The sequence below is a fragment of the Aminobacter sp. J41 genome (genome assembly GCF_000526635.1).
Classification (GTDB): Bacteria; Pseudomonadota; Alphaproteobacteria; order Rhizobiales; family Rhizobiaceae; genus Aerobium.
This window is the reverse complement of sequence record NZ_JAGL01000029.1, coordinates 1-16,931: the sequence shown is the minus strand read 5'-3', so window position 1 is coordinate 16,931 and position 16,931 is coordinate 1. Positions and strand designations below refer to the sequence as shown.

Annotated in this window: 15 protein-coding genes; 11 read left to right on the top strand and 4 right to left on the bottom strand. The window is 63.4% G+C overall.

The annotated features are described in order from the left end of the window. The first annotated feature begins 4 nt into the window (after nt 1-4). Nucleotides 5-1,201: a phosphoglycerate kinase gene (locus L630_RS0116280; protein ID WP_024849298.1), complete on the top strand. Its 1,197-nt coding sequence runs from the start codon at nt 5-7 to the stop codon at nt 1,199-1,201. Nucleotides 1,202-1,848: 647 nt separating this feature from the next. Next, nucleotides 1,849-2,757 carry a fructose bisphosphate aldolase gene (locus L630_RS0116275; RefSeq protein WP_024849297.1) on the top strand — a complete coding sequence of 303 codons (909 nt, stop codon included), beginning with the start codon at nt 1,849-1,851 and terminating at the stop codon, nt 2,755-2,757. Between the two features lie 76 nt (nt 2,758-2,833). Here the strand turns inward: L630_RS0116275 and L630_RS23200 are convergent, their stop codons facing one another. Then, nucleotides 2,834-2,995, bottom strand: a complete 162-nt coding sequence (locus tag L630_RS23200) for a hypothetical protein (protein WP_186441313.1) — start codon at nt 2,993-2,995, stop codon at nt 2,834-2,836. Nucleotides 2,996-3,120: 125 nt separating this feature from the next. On the opposite strand from L630_RS23200, the gene L630_RS0116265 reads away from it, so the two are divergent. The 4 genes from L630_RS0116265 to L630_RS0116250 all read left to right on the top strand — a co-directional run bounded on the left by L630_RS0116265 (nt 3,121) and on the right by L630_RS0116250 (nt 8,451). After that, nucleotides 3,121-5,028, top strand: coding sequence for a propionyl-CoA synthetase (locus L630_RS0116265; RefSeq protein ID WP_024849296.1), 1,908 nt, complete (start codon nt 3,121-3,123; stop codon nt 5,026-5,028). Between the two features lie 326 nt (nt 5,029-5,354). Beyond that, on the top strand, nt 5,355-6,251 hold the full coding sequence (locus L630_RS0116260; RefSeq protein ID WP_024849295.1) for a DMT family transporter: 897 nt from the start codon (nt 5,355-5,357) through the stop codon (nt 6,249-6,251). Between the two features lie 161 nt (nt 6,252-6,412). Next, the gene (locus L630_RS0116255; RefSeq protein WP_024849294.1) at nt 6,413-7,672 is read left to right on the top strand and encodes an Hsp70 family protein; all 1,260 of its coding nucleotides are present in this window, start codon (nt 6,413-6,415) and stop codon (nt 7,670-7,672) included. Between the two features lie 89 nt (nt 7,673-7,761). Further along, nucleotides 7,762-8,451, top strand: coding sequence for a YafY family protein (locus tag L630_RS0116250; RefSeq protein WP_024849293.1), 690 nt, complete (start codon nt 7,762-7,764; stop codon nt 8,449-8,451). A gap of 3 nt (nt 8,452-8,454) precedes the next feature. On the opposite strand, the gene L630_RS0116245 is transcribed toward L630_RS0116250, so the two are convergent. The 3 genes from L630_RS0116245 to L630_RS0116235 form a co-directional block, all read right to left on the bottom strand. After that, the gene (locus tag L630_RS0116245; protein ID WP_024849292.1) at nt 8,455-9,144 is read right to left on the bottom strand and encodes a DUF1013 domain-containing protein; all 690 of its coding nucleotides are present in this window, start codon (nt 9,142-9,144) and stop codon (nt 8,455-8,457) included. 128 nt (nt 9,145-9,272) lie between these two features. Then, the gene (locus L630_RS0116240; RefSeq protein WP_024849291.1) at nt 9,273-9,695 is read right to left on the bottom strand and encodes a GFA family protein; all 423 of its coding nucleotides are present in this window, start codon (nt 9,693-9,695) and stop codon (nt 9,273-9,275) included. 13 nt (nt 9,696-9,708) lie between these two features. Next, complete coding sequence (locus tag L630_RS0116235) at nt 9,709-10,713, bottom strand: NAD(P)H-quinone oxidoreductase (protein ID WP_024849290.1); 1,005 nt, start codon at nt 10,711-10,713, stop codon at nt 9,709-9,711. Between the two features lie 73 nt (nt 10,714-10,786). On the opposite strand from L630_RS0116235, the gene L630_RS0116230 reads away from it, so the two are divergent. From L630_RS0116230 to L630_RS0116210, 5 genes are all read left to right on the top strand, one after another. Next, complete coding sequence (locus tag L630_RS0116230; RefSeq protein WP_024849289.1) at nt 10,787-10,978, top strand: DUF1192 domain-containing protein; 192 nt, start codon at nt 10,787-10,789, stop codon at nt 10,976-10,978. A gap of 342 nt (nt 10,979-11,320) precedes the next feature. Continuing rightward, complete coding sequence (locus tag L630_RS0116225) at nt 11,321-12,349, top strand: putative 2-aminoethylphosphonate ABC transporter substrate-binding protein (RefSeq protein WP_034330607.1); 1,029 nt, start codon at nt 11,321-11,323, stop codon at nt 12,347-12,349. A gap of 187 nt (nt 12,350-12,536) precedes the next feature. Then, nucleotides 12,537-13,664, top strand: coding sequence for a putative 2-aminoethylphosphonate ABC transporter ATP-binding protein (locus L630_RS0116220; RefSeq protein ID WP_024849287.1), 1,128 nt, complete (start codon nt 12,537-12,539; stop codon nt 13,662-13,664). Then, a complete protein-coding gene (locus L630_RS0116215) occupies nt 13,661-15,376 on the top strand; it encodes a putative 2-aminoethylphosphonate ABC transporter permease subunit (protein ID WP_024849286.1) in 1,716 nt (571 codons plus the stop codon). The genes L630_RS0116220 and L630_RS0116215 overlap by 4 nt, the downstream gene beginning before the upstream one ends. 229 nt (nt 15,377-15,605) lie before the next feature. Next, nucleotides 15,606-16,799 carry a 2-aminoethylphosphonate--pyruvate transaminase gene (locus tag L630_RS0116210; RefSeq protein WP_024849285.1) on the top strand — a complete coding sequence of 398 codons (1,194 nt, stop codon included), beginning with the start codon at nt 15,606-15,608 and terminating at the stop codon, nt 16,797-16,799. The last annotated feature ends 132 nt before the right edge of the window (nt 16,800-16,931 follow it).

Here is a 16,931-nt window from a genome sequence, read left to right as displayed (position 1 = left end):
GGAAATGAGCGGCTTCAAGACACTCGACGACATTGGCGAGATCAGCGGCAAGCGCGTCCTGGTGCGCGTCGACCTCAACGTGCCGGTAAAGGATGGCGAAGTGACCGATACAACGCGCATCGAGCGCGTCGCGCCGACGATCAGCGAGCTTTCGGACAAGGGCGCGAAGGTCGTGCTGCTCGCGCATTTCGGCCGCCCCAAGGGCGAGGCGAACCCGGAATTCTCGCTGAAGCAGATCGTGGACGCGACGTCGAAGGTGCTCGGCAAGCCGGTCGCCTTTGCCGAGGATTGCATCGGCGAAAAGGCGGCTGCCGCGATTGAGGCTCTCCCGGCGGGTGGCGTGCTCCTCCTTGAAAACACCCGCTTCCACAAGGGCGAGGAGAAGAACGACGCCGAGTTTACCAAGGCGCTTGCTGCCGATGGCGACATCTATGTGAATGATGCCTTTTCGGCCGCGCACCGCGCGCATGCTTCGACGGAAGGGCTCGCCCACCTGCTCCCGGCCTATGCCGGCCGCACCATGCAGGCTGAGCTCGAAGCGCTGGAGAAGGGCCTCGGCAAGCCGGCAAAGCCGGTCGTCGCCATCGTCGGCGGCGCGAAGGTGTCGACCAAGATCGACCTCCTCATGAACCTTGTGAAGAAGGTCGACGCGCTGGTGATCGGCGGCGGCATGGCCAACACTTTCCTCTCAGCCCGCGGTACCGATGTCGGCAAGTCGCTGTGCGAGCATGACCTTGCCGACACCGCCAAGCAGATCATGATCGAGGCGGCTTCGGCCGGCTGCGCCATCATCCTGCCGACTGACGCCGTCGTCGCGCGCGACTTCAAGGCCAATGCCGAGAACGAGACCGTCGGCGTCGAGGCTGTACCTGCCGACGCGATGATCCTCGACGTCGGTCCCAAGACCGTCGAGACCGTTAAGCAGTGGATCGATCGCGCGCAGACGCTTGTCTGGAACGGCCCGCTCGGCGCGTTCGAGCTCAACCCCTTCGACAAGGCAACAGTTGCCGCCGCGCAATTCGCCGGCGAGCAGACGAAGGCCGGCAAGCTGGTGTCGGTCGCCGGCGGCGGCGACACGGTCGCCGCTCTCAATCATGCCGGTGTTGCCGACGACTTCTCCTATGTCTCGACCGCCGGCGGCGCCTTCCTCGAATGGATGGAAGGCAAGGAGCTGCCGGGCGTTGTGGCGCTGATGAAGTAGTCTTCGCTGGCTAGTTTTTGTCACCGACGGCGCGGGACCCCCCGCGCCGTTTTTGTTTGGCGTCTGGTTGGGTTTGGTCGTCCACTAAGACCGTAGTGCCTTCGAGCCCCCTCCGGCGCTTTGCGCCACCTCCCCCGCGCCGCGGGGGAGGATCCGGGGTGTGCAGGTTGGAATTTTGGCGGATCAACTGTCCCGCGGCGCAGGAAGTGGCGCATCTTGTCATGACGTCCTCACCCTCAGGATCTTCCCCCATTTATGGGGGAGGGAGACCATGCGAAGCATGGTGGAGGGGGCGTCATGGAGCGGAGGGCATCAGGTACGTTCGAGAAAGTTGCCCACTGGCATCTCGTTGTCGCTTGCTACTGGTCGATCGCGAGCGTGGCGCCTCCGAACCCACCGAGGGCGCCGGCATGGCCGCGTAGGTCCTCCGACAACCGAAACATGTCTCATCGCAATGGTGTCTCTGGCGGCTGCAAGAGCCCCCGAACGACGCATGGTTCCCTCCTGCGGGTGGGGCAACTGCCCTTGCGTCGCCGTCACTTAAACATTTGAAATTGCTTTAAACCGATTCGACCGGGGCGGTCGCATTCCGTTCGTTCGCCGCATCTGGTAAGCGGCCTGCATAGTCAAGTTCAGGAGGCAGGTGAATGAGCGAACGTTCCCAGGACATGGCGGCAATGGCCGCTCAGGCGGCAAACAAGGATGGGTTCATTGCGGCACTTGACCAGTCGGGCGGCTCGACCCCGAAGGCGCTGAAGCTCTACGGCATCGACGAGGGCGCCTGGTCGAGCGAGGCCGAGATGTTCGACCTCATCCACCAGATGCGTGCGCGTATCATCAAGTCGCCCGCCTTTACCGGTGACAAGGTGATGGGCGCGATCCTGTTCGAGCAGACGATGGATCGCGACATCGACGGCACGCCGACCGCGGAGTACCTCTGGAAGAACCGCGGCGTCGTGCCCTTCCTCAAGGTCGACAAGGGCCTTGCCGATGCCAAGGATGGCGTCAAGCTGATGAAGGACATGCCGCAGCTCGACGCGCTGCTCGATCGCGCGGTCGAGAAGGGCATTTTCGGCACCAAGATGCGTTCGGTCATCGACGCCGCCAACCAGGCTGGCATCGAGGCAATCGTCGCGCAGCAGTTCGAGGTCGGCAAGCAGATCCTCGCCAAGGGCCTGATGCCGATCATCGAGCCGGAAGTGACGATCTCGATCGCCGACAAGGCTGAGGCCGAGGATCTGCTGCTCGCCGAGATCCTGAAGCAGCTCGACGCGCTGCCGGAAGGCCAGCAGGTCATGCTGAAGCTGACGCTGCCGACCAAGGCCAACCTCTACAAGCCACTGGTTGACCACCCGCGCGTCATGCGCGTCGTGGCGCTGTCGGGCGGCTACACCCGCGACGAGGCAAACGCGAAGCTGATGGAAAACGACGGCGTGATCGCCTCCTTCTCGCGTGCCCTGACCGAGGGCCTGTCGGCACAGCAGAGCGACGAGGAATTCAATGCGGTCCTCGCTTCGGCGATCGACAGCATCTTCGAGGCGTCCCGCGCCCGATAAGGACGGGATTTTGCGGATGCTGAGGCGTCCGCAGCCATCGGCTCCATGCACCCGGTCCGCTCGCGGACCGGGTTTTTTATTTGCCGTGGCTGAGGCCTGCGGTGATGACGATGAGGCCGAGCGCAATGATGGCGAGCTTCCAGAAATCGGCGCGGCGTTTGAGGCCCGGAAGGCCGAGTGGCTTGATGATCTGGATGATCATGAGGCCGATGATGATGATCGAGAGAATCTTTGTCATGCTGGTCTTCTTTGATCAGCATAGTTGATCTCTGTCAAAGCATGACGATTGTGTCACATAGTTGAGTGGACTCGGGAGGAGATCGGCTCAATAAAGCAGGCCGGCGAGAAATGGAGGAAGTTAAATTGACGTCACGTTATGCCGAGGTCTATGCAAGCTGGAAGTCTAACCCGGACGCTTTCTGGGCTGAGGCTGCAAAAGCGGTAGACTGGATCAAGGCGCCGACCAGGATATTCGACGCCAATAGCGGTGTGTTCGGTCGCTGGTTCCCGGATGCTGTATGTAACACCTGCTACAACGCGATCGATCGGCATGTCGAACGTGGCCGCGCCGACCAGCCGGCAATCATCTACGACGGCCCGATCACGGGCGCGAAGCGCACCTACACCTACGGCGAGTTCAAGGAAGAGGTCGAGGCGCTCGCCGCGGTGCTTCGTCAGCAGGGCGTCGAGAAGGGCGACCGCGTCATCATCTACATGCCGATGATCCCTCAGGCGATGTTCGCTATGCTCGCCTGCGCGCGCCTCGGCGCCGTGCACTCGGTCGTCTTCGGCGGCTTTGCAGCGCGCGAGCTTGCCACCCGCATCAATGACTGCCAGCCCAAGCTGATCGTCTCCGCCTCCTGCGGCATCGAGCCAGGCCGCGTCATCGCCTACAAGCCGCTGCTCGACGAAGCGATCGAGATGTCGACGCACAAGGTCGAGAGCTGCGTCATCTTCCAGCGCGAGCAGCAGGGCTGCGACCTGATCGAGGGGCGCGACGTCGACATGGCCGAAGCCGTCGCGAAGGCCAAGGCCGAGGGTGCGAAGGTTGAATGCGTTCCGGTCGCAGCGACCGACCCGCTCTACATCCTCTACACCTCCGGGACGACCGGCCAGCCCAAAGGCGTCGTGCGCGACAATGGCGGCCATCTCGTCGCGCTGACCTGGACCATGGAGAACGAGTACGGCATCAAGCCGGGCGAAGTATTTTGGGCCGCATCGGACGTCGGCTGGGTCGTCGGTCATTCCTACATCGTCTATGCGCCGCTCTTTGCCGGCTGCACGACGGTGCTGTTCGAGGGCAAACCGGTCGGCACGCCCGATGCCGGCACCTTCTGGCGCGTGATCTCCGAGCATAATGTCGTCGCGCTGTTCACTGCGCCGACCGCCTTTCGCGCCATCAAGGGCCAGGACCCGCAGGGCGAGTTCATCGGCAAGTACGATCTTTCGACGCTCCGCACGCTGTTCCTCGCTGGCGAACGCGCCGATCCCGAGACGGTGAAGTGGGCCGAGACGCGGCTGCGCGTTCCGGTCATCGACCACTGGTGGCAGACCGAAACCGGTCACCCGATCAGCCATAACCCGGTTGGTCTTGGCATGCTGCCGATCAAGTACGGCTCGCCGGCTGTTCCTATGCCGGGGTTCGACGTGCAGGTCGTTGACGATGGCGGTCAGCCTGTCGCCCCGGGCGGGCTCGGCAATGTCGTCATCAAGCTGCCGCTTCCGCCAGGCTGCCTGCCGACGCTCTGGAACGCCGAGGAGCGCTTCCGCAATTCCTACCTCGACGAGTTCCCCGGTTACTACAAGACGGCCGACGCGGGCTACATCGATGAGGACGGCTATCTCTTCATCATGGCGCGCACCGACGACATCATCAATGTCGCCGGCCATCGGCTGTCGACGGGCGGCATGGAGGAGGTAGTCGCGCAGCACCCAGACGTCGCCGAATGCGCGGTGATCGGTATCCATGACGAGATGAAGGGACAGATCCCTTGCGGCTTCGTCGTGCTGAATGCGGGTGTCAGCCGCGATCCAGCGCAGATCGAAAAGGAAGTGATCGCGCTGGTGCGCGAGAAGATCGGCCCCGTGGCTGCGTTCAAGTCGGTGGTGACAGTCAAGCGCCTGCCGAAGACTCGCTCCGGCAAAATCCTGCGCAGCACGATGCAGAAGATCGCCGACAAGGAGCAGTGGAACATGCCGGCGACCATCGACGATCCGGCAATCCTAGGCGAAATCGGCGATGCGCTGAAGGAGAAGGGAATCGGCGTTTAGAGGGAATAGGTGAGTAGGAGAGGAGGGGGTATTAAAGGCTCCCGCGCCTCAGGATGCAGAGCGTAAGTCACTATTTACTGACTCGCCTCCTCTACCACCTGTGTAACGCCTCTTCATTGCCATAACATCTTGGGGCACTGCCCATCACGCCCTCCGCAGCCTTCGCCGCACTTCCCCAAATAACGGGGGCCCGCGAAGCATGGCGGAGGGGCGTGACGGGCTGCCGGACGCTGCTGAATAAGTGCTGCGCAACAAGTCTGGCCCACGATTTCGCATGCGCGCTGGCTGCGGACCCGCTATGCATTGCGGGCAATGAGCCCGCATTCATGATCGAACCTTCCCCCCGAGATTTTCATCTGCTCCATCCGAAGCTGCTCTGGCCGCTGATGGTGGCGCTGCTCGTCATCACCTGGAGCTCGGGTTTCGTCGGCACTCGTTATGCCAATCAAGATGCCGGCGTTGCCATGATGCTGTTCTGGCGCACGCTGTTGTCGGGTCTGCTCCTTCTTCCCTTCGCGCTGCTGCGCGGCCCGAAGATGTCGCTCCGCGCAGTTCTATCGCAGGCTGCCTTTGGCATCCTCGCGGTGTTCATCTACCTCGGCGGCTTCGCGCTTGCGATCGAGCAACGGGTCCCGACCGGACTGGTCGCGCTGATCTCCGACCTCGTGCCGCTGGCAATCGCCGCCATGTCTCAGCCGCTGCTTGGCGAGCGGCTTTCGCCGAGACAGTGGCTCGGCACGTCGGTCGCGGTCGCCGGGGTGCTGATTGTTACGTTCGACAGCCTCAGCATCGGCACCGCGCCTTTGTGGGCCTATGGGCTCACGATCGGGGCGATGCTGGTTTTTGCGTTTGCATCAGTATTGCGCCGTGGCAGCAAGGCCCTCGACATGCCGGTGCACCAGAGCCTCTGCATCCATTCGCTGACCGGCGCCGTGCTGTTCGGCATCTGCGCCCTGGCGCAGGATGGTCTGGCGCCGCCGCTCACGCGTGAGTTTGCGATCGGCATCATCTGGCTGGTGCTGATTGCCACCTTCGCCTGCTACTCGATCTACTACTGGATGCTACGCATGTACCCGGTGGCAAAGGTCAGCGCAGCGATCTACCTCAGTCCGCCGGTCACCATGATCTGGGCCTGGGCACTGTTTTCCGAGCCACTGACCCTGCCGATGATGATCGGTTTGGTCGTGACGCTCGCGGGCGTCTGGCTGACCACAAAGGACTGACGTCATAGCCGTGCCCCCATCATCCGGTCGGATTGACGCGGGAAGCCGCTTTGCGGTTTTCAAGCCGGGCGGGATGCGGTAGAGGGGCGTCCCTTTCCAAATCACACCCCCTTCGCCTTCGCGCGTTTTCGCGCCGGCGGCGAAGCCATGCGAGCACACAAATGTCCGTTCTTCATTGTGGCGTCGACTTCGGCACCACCAACTCCACCGTTGGCCTTTGCGCAGCCGGTGGCGCGCCGTACCTGATCCCGGTCGAGGGAAATGATGTCACGATCCCGTCGGCGATGTTCTTCAGCCTCGAGGATGGCAGCGTGCACTTTGGCCGCTCCGCCGTGCATGAATATATGGACGGCGCCGAAGGCCGGTTCATGCGGGCGCTGAAGTCGATCCTCGGCACCAGTCTGATGAAGGAAACCACGCAGGTCGGCCGCGACCGCATGACCTTCCAGGGACTGATCGGCCGGTTCCTGCGCAATTTGCGCAAGCAGCTGGAGGCGCATCACGGCAGCATGCCGGAGAGCGTCGTGCTCGGCCGGCCCGTGTTCTTCATCGACGGCGACGAGGCTGCCGACCGCACGGCGCAGGACCAGCTCGAGGCTGCCGCACGCGAGGAAGGCTTCAGGCACATCGAGTTCCAGTTCGAGCCGGTGGCGGCCGCGCTCAACTTCGAGCGCGAGCTCAACGACGAGGTGCTCGCACTGATCGTCGATATCGGCGGCGGCACGTCCGACTTCTCGGTGCTGCGCCTGTCGCCTGAGCGTGCCCAGTCGATAGACCGGCGCGACGACATTCTTTCGACTTCAGGCGTTCATGTCGGCGGTACAGACTTCGACCGCCAGCTCAACATTGCACGCGTCATGCCGCACTTCGGCCTCGGCAGCAGCACCAAGGACGGCAAGCGCCAGCTGCCAGTCTGGTACTTCAACGACATGGCCACCTGGCACAAGATCAACCTGCTCTACACGCCGAAGATCGTGCGCGACATTCACTCGCTCCAGCGTGAGGCGGCGGAGCCGGAAAAGCTCGATCGCTACATGCACCTGCTTGAGAACCGTTCGGGCCATCGCCTGGCGGCTCAGGTCGAAAAGGCGAAGATCGAGCTTTCGGACGCCGAAGAAACAGCGGTTCGGCTGAAGGAGCCGGGACTACACCTTGAGGTGCCGGTGACGCGCGGCGAGTTCGAGACGGCGAGCGACGACCTCGTGCGCAAGATCAGGGGCGCGATCGACGAGGCGCTGGTGGCGGCAGGCGTGACCGCCGAACAGATCGACACCGTCGTCATGACCGGTGGCGGCGCGCAGGTGCCACTCGTTCGCCGCGCCTCGACCGAGCGTTTTCCGCACGCGCGCGTCGTCAACACTGATCGCTACGGTGCGGTCGGATTGGGGCTCGCGCTCGACGCCGCCCGCCGCTTCGCCTGAGGCTTTTCCTCCTGCCGTCCTCCTGACAGAATGGTGTCAGGAGGATGCTGGCATAGTGCCCCCGAAATCCTTCTCGAGGACCCTTTGCCATGCGACGCGCAGATCGCCTGTTCCAGATCGTCCAGCACCTGCGCGGCGGGCGCCTTGTGACGGCGCGTATGCTCGGGGAGCGGCTCGAGGTCTCCGAGCGCACAATCTATCGCGACATCGCCGATCTGCAGGCGACAGGCGTGCCGATCGACGGCGAGGCCGGCGTCGGCTACCTGATGCGCGAGGGCTTTGAACTCCCGCCGCTGATGTTCACCCGCGACGAGATCGTCGCCCTCGTTGCGGGCGCACGCATGGTGCGCGCCTTCGGCGGCGCGCAGATGGCGCGCGCGGCGGAGGAAGCGCTGGTGAAGATCGGCGCCGTATTGCCGGAACCTGAAAAGGCCCGGATTGCGCGCAACGAGATCCACATGCCCGACTGGGTGGTGAGTGAGGCCGAGCGCAAGCTGGTCGACATGCTCGAGCGCGCCATCGAAACGCGCGACGTGCTGACGCTCGACTACCGGGACGAAGCCGGCAACTCGACCATCCGCGACGTTCGCCCGCTCGGGCTCTGGTTCTGGGGGAAGGTGTGGACGCTGGTCGCCTGGTGCGAAATGCGCAACGATTTTCGCGCGTTCAGGCTGGACCGCATTTCGGAAGCAAAGTCTGCGGGCCGGACGTTCCGGCCCGAGAGGGGCAAGCAACTTGCCGATTTCTACCGCTGCTGGGAAGCGCGCGGCAACGCGTGAGGATTACTCCTCGTCTTCGTCCTCGTCCTGACGGGTCGACTTCAGCGAGGACAGCTTCGCGAAGACGGCATCTGCGTCCAGTTCTTCGTCTTCCTGGTTCTCGTTGATGTCGAGATCTTCCGTCATCGAGGCGGGCAGCAGGGTGTCGCCGGTCGGCGGTGCCGGCGGCAGGCCGCGCGACGCACGCTGGACTTCGAGATCAAGGTCGATCTGCGAGCACAGGCCAAGCGTGACCGGATCCATCGGAACCAGGTTGGCCGAGTTCCAGTGGCTGCGGTTGCGGATCTGCTCGATCGTAGACTTGGTCGTGCCGACGAGGCGCGAGATCTGCGCGTCCTTGAGCTCCGGATGGTTCTTGACCAGCCACAGGATCGCGTTCGGGCGGTCCTGGCGCTTCGACAGTGGCGTGTAGCGCGGCGTGCGGCGCTTCGACTCCGGCACGCGAACCTTCGGGTCGGACAGCTTGAGGCGGTAGTTCGTGTCCGCTTCGCCGCGGGCAATCTCCTCACGCGTCAGCTGACCGGTGATGATCGGATCGAGACCCTTGATGCCCTGCGCGGCTTCACCATCGGCGATAGCCTTGACCTCAAGCGGATGCAGCTTGCAGAAGGTGGCGATCTGGTCGAACGACAGTGCCGTGTTGTCAACCAGCCAGACGGCGGTCGCCTTCGGCATCAGCAGTGTGTTGGCCATAGGATAAATCCTCTCGTTCGCCCGCGTCCCTGTCGCGGGCGGTGGCAAGCCACCAATTTATGGGAAATCAGTGACGCATATAGCGGCATTTTGTTCCGTCCGCAACGAAAAGCGGCAGAAAAGCCGAGTTACCCGTCGTTACGCACAAAGTGCAGCGTTCCGGCTATGCGCGGGCCCTTTTGCTCCTTGTCGTCGGCCGGGTGGTTGATCCCGTCTATGACCAGTACTTCCTCGAAATCGAACGGGCTTATGCCTTCCAGGCACGCGACATTGACGCCGTACTCATTCTGGTTCGAACGACGAAGGTGATGGGTGTAGATGCCGCACTGCGAGCAGAAATAGTGCTGCGCGGTGCCGGTGTTGAAGGTGTAGGTGGATAGCTGCTCAGCCCCCTCGACGATCTCGAACTCGTCGCGAGCCGCACCCACGGCGATCGCCCCGCGCATGCGGCACAGCGAGCAGTTGCAACGGCGCGCGCTGGCAAGACCGTTCTTGAGTTTCGTGCGGAAGCGCACCGCACCGCAGTGGCACGCGCCGTTGTAGGTGGTCATTGCTTCTTTCCTCTCAGAATACGTCGAGCACGATCTTGCCGATGTGCTCGCCTTCCTCCATGCGCTCGTGCGCGCGCCAGGCCTCGGTGAGCGGGAAGATCATGTCCATGACCGGCTGCACCTTGCGGGCGGCAAGCAGCGGCCAGACCTTCGCCTCGAGTTCGGCGGCGATCTTCGCCTTGAACTCGACCGAGCGGGGCCGCAGCGTCGAGCCGGTATGGGTGAGGCGCTTGACCATCAGCCGCGAGATGTCGGCGGTGGCCTTGGCACCGCCAAGCGTGGCGATCTGGACGATGCGGCCCTCGACGGCGGCGGCGTGGTAGTTGCGGTCGACATAATCGCCACCAACCATGTCGAGGATTACCTCGACGCCCTTGCCGCCGGTCTCCTCCTTGACGACGCGGACGAAATCTTCCTCCCGGTAGTTGATGGCGCGGGTGGCGCCGAGGCTGACGCAGGCGAGGCACTTCTCCTCGCTCCCCGCCGTTGTGAAGACCCGCGCGCCGAAGGCGTTGGCGAGCTGGATCGCGGTGGTGCCGATGCCGGACGAGCCGCCGTGGACGAGAAAGTCCTCGCCCGCCTTCAGCCCGCCGCGCTGGAAGACGTTGTGCCAGACGGTGAAGAAGGTCTCCGGGATTGCTGCCGCTTCGGTGAAAGTAAATCCGTGCGGGATCGGCAGCGCATTGGTTTCGTGGACGACGACATATTCGGCATAGCCGCCGCCAGCCGTGAGTGCAGCAACACCGTCGCCGACGCGCCAGCGGGTGACGCCGTTGCCGACCGCAGCGACTTCACCAGCGGCTTCCAGACCCGGAAGGTCGGATGCGCCGGGCGGCGGCGGGTAGGCGCCCTTGCGCTGCAGGACGTCCGGCCGGTTGACGCCGGCGGCGCGGACCCGGATCAGGATCTCGCCTTCGCCCGGCTGCGGCACCGGCCGCCGTTCGGGCTTCAGCACCAACGGGTTGCCCGGCTCGCTGATGGCAATCGCGGTCATCACCTCGGGAATCATCTCTGCCACCTCATCCCTGCGTTTCCTTCATTGTGGTCCTTATGTAGACTTGTTTCCGCCAGGGCAATTGAAGGAGTTCAAAATGGCACTGTTCGATGATGAACCCTTGAGGCCGAAGAAGGTCCACGAGATCGGGCAGGACCTTTCATTGCTCTCGGTAGATGAACTGCGCGAGCGCATCGAACAGCTCAAGGCGGAGGTGAAGCGCCTCGAAGCAGAGCTTGTCAGCAAGGGAAGCAGCAGGCTCGCCGCGGAGTCCTTGTTCCGACGCTGATCGGCAAGATCAGTATATAAGGTAGACTTTCAGGTGCATTAAAATTATCGATTATTCAAATGTCTGGGTTGCACCTACGGTCGGAAAGACAAGGCTCGGTCGAAGGAAGTTGGATGCCGGAAATGAACAGGTCCGCATGGTATGGCTCTGTCGCTGGCAATCGCCTTCACACGGCTGTCATCTACACACATCAAGGAGAGTGAAAAGACTTTGGCCGTCGGTCAGATGGGAGGCCGACGCGCTGACGTGTAACAGGACACATCGGAGCGCAGTGATGCGCAAAACGACAAGGGCATGGCCGTCGCATGGAACCGGCGGCGTAAAGAAGAGGGAGCACTACGCATGAGATCACTGTTTAAGGCCGGTCTTGCGGCCGCCGTTGCGCTTGCAGTCACCGGCATGGCCGAGGCGCAGCAGCGCACACCACTCACGATTTACACCGCAGTCGAAAACGACCAGCTTGAGCCGTTCAAGCAGGCGATCGAAGCTGCCGTGCCGGAAGTCGAGGTCGTCTGGGTCCGCGACTCCACCGGCGTCATCACCGCCCGTTTCCTTGCCGAGGCAGAGAATCCCCAGGCCGACATGGTGCTCGGCCTCGCACTGTCGAGCCTGCTGATGTTCGACGAAAAGGGCCTGCTCGAAAGCTACAAGCCGGCCGCCCAGGATGGCCTGCGCGAAAAGTTCCGCGACCGTCGCGACGCCCCGACCTGGACTGGGATGGACGCCTATGTCGGCGTCGTCTGCTTCAACAGCGCCGAAGCTGAGGGCGCAGGCATCGCGCAGCCGACCTCGTGGAAGGATCTGCTGAAGCCCGAGTTCAAGGACAAGATCGTCATGCCGCACCCGGCCTCGTCCGGCACCGGCTACCTGATGGTGGGCGGCTGGCTGCAGATGATGGGCGAGGAAGAGGGCTGGAAGTTCATGGACGGCCTGCATGAGAACATTGCGGCCTACCTCCACTCCGGTTCGGCTCCTTGCGTCCAGGCTGCCCGCGGCGAGCGCGTCGCTGGTATCGCCCTCGACATGCGCGGCGTCTACGAGCGTTCGCAGGGCGCGCCGCTGGAGATCGTCGTTCCGGAAGAAGGCTCCGGCTGGGAAATGGAAGCGACGGCGATCGTGAAGGGCTCGAAGAACCTCGATCTCGCTAAGAAGGTCGCGGACTGGGGCGCCTCGAAGGAAGCCAACGAGGTCTACTCGCAGACTTATGCAGTCGTTGCTCATCCTGAGGTGCAGAACACTCCGGACGGCTATCCGGAGAACATGGAAGCGAAGCTGATCGACAACGACTTCGCCTGGATGGCTGCGAACCGCGAGCGCATCCTCGCCGAGTGGAGCAAGCGCTACGAGTCCAAGGCGGCTCCGAAGAACTGACGGACCGGTCCGTCCCGCGGGCAGCCTCCGGGCTGCCTGCTGCTCCGGCCCCACACGGGGGCGAGCCAACGCCAGCCGCCTCTCCTTCGTGCCACCCCGATGCGGTTGTTCGAAGTGACCTGCGGCGCGGGCTAGGCGCTCAAAATGCGCCTTTCCTCGGAACTATCGTGCCCGTCAGGAGAGAAGTTTGAATATCCCGTCCAAAGACCCCAGTGTTCGCTCCTCGTCGCTGCGAGTTCGCGGCCTTTTCAAGAGGTTCGGCGCCTTTACGGCGCTGCATGGCATCGACCTCGATGTGGCGAGCGGAGAGTTTGTCTGCTTCCTTGGCCCCTCGGGCTGCGGGAAGACGACGCTGCTGCGGGCCATTGCCGGCCTCGACCGGCAGGATCAAGGCAGTATCGAGATCGGCGGAGTCGATGTCTCCAATGCGCCGCCTTCCGAACGGGATTTCGGCATCGTCTTCCAGTCCTATGCGCTGTTCCCGAACCTGACAGTCGCCGACAACATCGCCTATGGCCTCGTCAACCGCCGCACGCCGCGGGCCGAGATCGAAACGCGCGTTTCCTCGTTGCTCGCGCTTGTTGGCCTGCCCGACCAGGGCAAGAAATTTCCGATCCAGCTTTCCGGCGGCCAGCAGCAGCGCGTGGCGCTCGCCCGTGCGCTCGCAACCTCGCCGGGCCTGCTCCTTCTCGATGAGCCGCTGTCGGCACTCGATGCGCGCGTGCGTTTGCACCTTCGCGAGCAGATCTGCGACCTGCAGCGGCGCCTTGGCGTGACCACTATCATGGTGACGCACGACCAGGAAGAGGCGCTCACCATGGCCGACCGCATCGTGGTGATGAACCACGGTGTCATCGAGCAGATCGGCACGCCCAACGAGATCTACCGCCGGCCGGCGACCGCCTTCGTGGCAGATTTCGTCGGCAAGATGAACTTCTTCCACGGCACGCTGTTCGAGAAGGGCAAGGTCAGCTTCGCGGGCATCAACGTCGCGTGCGACGACTGCCGCGGCTTCTTGCCCGGCAGTCCGGTTTCGGTTGGTCTGCGCCCCGAAGAGGTGCGCGTGCGCAACGTCAGCCCCGATGACGTCAACGCACTGCACGCCGAGGTCGAGGAGCTCGAATTCATGGGCGCGTTCTGCCGCGCCAAGCTCGGAATTGCCGGCGTGAAGACGCCGCTCTTTGCCGATTTCTCCGCCAACCTGATGCGCGACCTCGCGGTCGAGCGCGGCCAGAAAATCTGGGTGGCGCTGCCGCCCGAGGCGCTGCGCGTCTTCCCGAACGGTGAGGCGCATGCGCAGGAGGTCGCGGCATGAGCATCGCCGCGTCGCCTGAACATGCCACGGCGGTTGCCGCACGTCCGGCACGCCGCCTCCTCAGCGAGGAGCGGATAGCAAACGGCCTGCTGCTAGTCCTCTGCCTTGCGCTCGTTGTCGGCATTGTGCTGCCGCTGTGGACGTTGTTGTCGAAGGCGTTTCTGAACGCCGCGGGGCAGTTCGTCGGCCTTGCCAATTTCGGCGCCTATTTCTCGAACCCGATCCTGATGGACTCGCTGTTCAACAGCGTCTGGGTCGCGGTTCTGTCGACGGCGATCGTCATACCGCTCGCCTTTACCTATGCCTATGCGCTGACGCGCACCTGCATGCCGGCCAAGCCGTTCTTCTACGCGCTGGCGCTCTTGCCGCTGTTTGCGCCGTCGTTGATGTCGGCGCTGTCGCTGGTCTACATCTTCGGCAACCAGGGCTTCGCCAAGGGCCTGTTGTTCGGGCATTCGATCTATGGCCCGATCGGCATCGTCATCTCGCAGGTGACCTACACCTTCCCGCACGCGATGCTGATCCTCGTCACCGCGCTCAGCATCTCTGACGGCCGCCTCTATGAGGTTGCCGATGCGCTGGGCACGCCGAAGCGCCGCATCTTCTTCACCGTGACGCTGCCGGGTGCGCGCTACGGTCTCATCAGCGCCGCTTTCGTGGTCTTTACCCTCGTCATCACCGACTTCGGTATCCCGAAGGTGATCGGCGGCCAGTTCAACGTGCTCGCAACTGACGTTTATCGTGCTGTGGTCGGCCAGCAGAATTTCGAGATGGGCGCGGTTGTCGGCATGATCCTGCTGGTGCCGGCGATCCTCGCCTTCGTGGTCGATCGAGCGACCAACCGCCGTCAGGTGGCGCTGCTTTCGGCGCGCGCGGTGCCCTACCAGCCGAAGCCGTCGTCGCGGCGCGATCTCGGCTTCACCGCCTATTGCCTGTTCGTCGGCCTGCTGCTGGCCGTCGCGCTCGGCATCGCGATCTGGGCGTCGTTCATCAAATACTGGCCGTACAATCTCAGTCTCACGCTGAACAACTACAACTTCCAGCGCTACGAGCCGATGGGCTGGGCTCCCTACTTTACCTCTCTGCAGATGGCGGCGCTGACGGCGATAATCGGCACGGCGATCATCTTCACCGGCGCGTATCTGATCGAGAAGACGCAGGCCTCGCCTGTCATGCGCGCGTTCGCGCACTTCCTGGCGATGATGCCGGTGGCGGTGCCGGGACTGGTGCTCGGCCTCGGCTACATCTTCTTCTTCAATGCGCCGTGGAATCCGCTCAACTTCCTCTATGCGACGCTGGCGATCCTGGTGATCAACACGGTGACGCACTTCTACACCGTCTCGCACATCACCTGCCTGACGGCGCTGAAGCAGATCGACCGCGAGTTCGAGGCGGTGTCCGCGTCGCTCAAGGTGCCGTTCTGGCGCACCTTCAGGCGCGTGACGGTGCCGATCTGCATGCCAGCGATCCTGGACGTGGCCGTCTACATGTTCGTCAACGCGCTGACGACCGTCTCGGCAGTGATCTTCCTCTATGGCGCCGGCACCAAGCTCGCCTCAATCTCGATCGTTCACATGGACGAGGCAGGCTTCATCGCGGGCGCCGCGGCGATGGCGACGCTGCTTGTCGGAACGGCCATCGGCGTGAAGGCGCTGCACATCGTGCTCGACCGGTTCGTGTTCGGACGCCTGCAGGCCTGGCGCCAGCGCTGAGGGCGGTTCAACGCCCTCGCCTTGTTGGGGAAAAATTTACGCCCAGACGGGACTGCGGGACGGAGATTACTCCGTCCCTGCGGCGGCTTCCCGCATCTGCGGACGAGCAATCCGCACAGGCGGATAGTTAATCGGAAAAATCGTTAGGTCCAATAGGAATTAACGATTTTACATATGATCTGGGGCGCATCAGTGTCGCCTCAAATACCGTTCCCGGAGGTTCTGGAAAATGTCGAACGATGCAGCTGCATCAGCCTTTGAAGATCCGCGTCTTGGCGAGCCGTTCCTGCTGACGCCTGGCCCGCTTACCACCTCCTGGGAAGTGAAGCAGGCGATGCTGAAGGATTGGGGCTCGTGGGACGGCGATTTCCGCGCCATGACCAAGGCCCTGCGCACTGGGCTGCTTGAGCTGATCGACGACAAGAACGGCGAGTACGACTGCGTTCCCATGCAGGGCTCGGGCTCCTACTGCGTCGAATCGATGCTTGGCACCTTCGTGCCGAAGGATGGCAAGGTCCTCGTGCTCGCCAACGGCGCCTACGGTCTGCGCGCCGCGCAGACGATGGAGTATCTCGGCCGCGCCTATACGCTGATCGACAAGGGCGATTACCTGCCGCCGCGTGGCGATGAGGTGGGTGCCGCGCTCGACGCCGACCCGGCGATCACCCACGTGCTTGCGATCCATTGCGAGACGAGCTCGGGCATTCTCAACCCGGTTCCGGAAATCGCCGAAGCCACCTTCGCGCGCGGCCGCAAGCTGCTGATCGACTCGATGAGCGCGTTCGGCGCCGTTCCGCTTGAGGTCAGCAAGATCCCGTTCGAGGCAATGGTCTCGTCCGCCAACAAGTGCATCGAGGGCGTGCCTGGCTTCGGCTTCGTCATCGCCAAGAAGTCGGCGCTTGAGGCCGCCAAGGGGAATAGCCACTCGCTGTCGCTCGACATCCACGCGCAGTGGGCGGCAATGGAAAAGACCGGCCAGTGGCGCTTCACGCCGCCGACGCATGTCGTGGCCGCTTTCCTCGAAGCGCTGAAGACCCACAAGGCTGAAGGCGGGGTGGCCGGTCGCGGCGCCCGCTACGCCCGCAATCGCGACGTGATGGTCGCCGGCATGCGCGAGCTCGGCTTCGAGACCCTGCTCGACGACCGCTGGCTGTCGCCGATCATCGTCACCTTCTTCTGCCCGGCGGACGAGAAATTCGAGTTCAGCCGCTTCTACGAGCTGATGAAGGAAAAGGGCTTCATCATCTATCCGGGCAAGTTGACTGTCGTGGATTCGTTCCGCATCGGCTGCATCGGCCGCATGGACGAGCATGTCATGCGCCGCGTGGTTGCTGCCGCCAAGCAGTCGCTCGAAGAAATGGGGGTCGCCACCGCCGCCCCGCCGGCTGCCGCGCTCGCCGAACGTTCGCGCCTTGCCGCCTGAGAATTTTTTAGGAGACTTTTCAATGAACCAGCACACTCCCGTCAGCGTCACTGCCAATGGCCGGGACTATTCATGGCCGCGCGTCTGCGCGATTGCGATCTGCCTTGACGGCTGCGAGCCGGCCTATCTCGA

Bases quoted from the DNA above. Each gene is read 5' to 3' on its own strand.
- L630_RS0116215 (WP_024849286.1), top strand. From the start codon at position 13,661: ATGAGCATCGCCGCGTCGCCTGAACATGCCACGGCGGTTGCCGCACGT.
- L630_RS0116240 (WP_024849291.1), bottom strand. From the start codon at position 9,695: ATGACCACCTACAACGGCGCGTGCCACTGCGGTGCGGTGCGCTTCCGC.
- L630_RS0116280 (WP_024849298.1), top strand. From the start codon at position 5: ATGAGCGGCTTCAAGACACTCGACGACATTGGCGAGATCAGCGGCAAG.
- L630_RS0116250 (WP_024849293.1), top strand. From the start codon at position 7,762: ATGCGACGCGCAGATCGCCTGTTCCAGATCGTCCAGCACCTGCGCGGC.
- L630_RS0116245 (WP_024849292.1), bottom strand. From the start codon at position 9,144: ATGGCCAACACACTGCTGATGCCGAAGGCGACCGCCGTCTGGCTGGTT.
- L630_RS0116230 (WP_024849289.1), top strand. From the start codon at position 10,787: ATGGCACTGTTCGATGATGAACCCTTGAGGCCGAAGAAGGTCCACGAG.
- L630_RS0116260 (WP_024849295.1), top strand. From the start codon at position 5,355: ATGATCGAACCTTCCCCCCGAGATTTTCATCTGCTCCATCCGAAGCTG.
- L630_RS0116225 (WP_034330607.1), top strand. From the start codon at position 11,321: ATGAGATCACTGTTTAAGGCCGGTCTTGCGGCCGCCGTTGCGCTTGCA.
- L630_RS0116275 (WP_024849297.1), top strand. From the start codon at position 1,849: ATGAGCGAACGTTCCCAGGACATGGCGGCAATGGCCGCTCAGGCGGCA.
- L630_RS0116210 (WP_024849285.1), top strand. From the start codon at position 15,606: ATGTCGAACGATGCAGCTGCATCAGCCTTTGAAGATCCGCGTCTTGGC.
- L630_RS0116255 (WP_024849294.1), top strand. From the start codon at position 6,413: ATGTCCGTTCTTCATTGTGGCGTCGACTTCGGCACCACCAACTCCACC.
- L630_RS23200 (WP_186441313.1), bottom strand. From the start codon at position 2,995: ATGACAAAGATTCTCTCGATCATCATCATCGGCCTCATGATCATCCAG.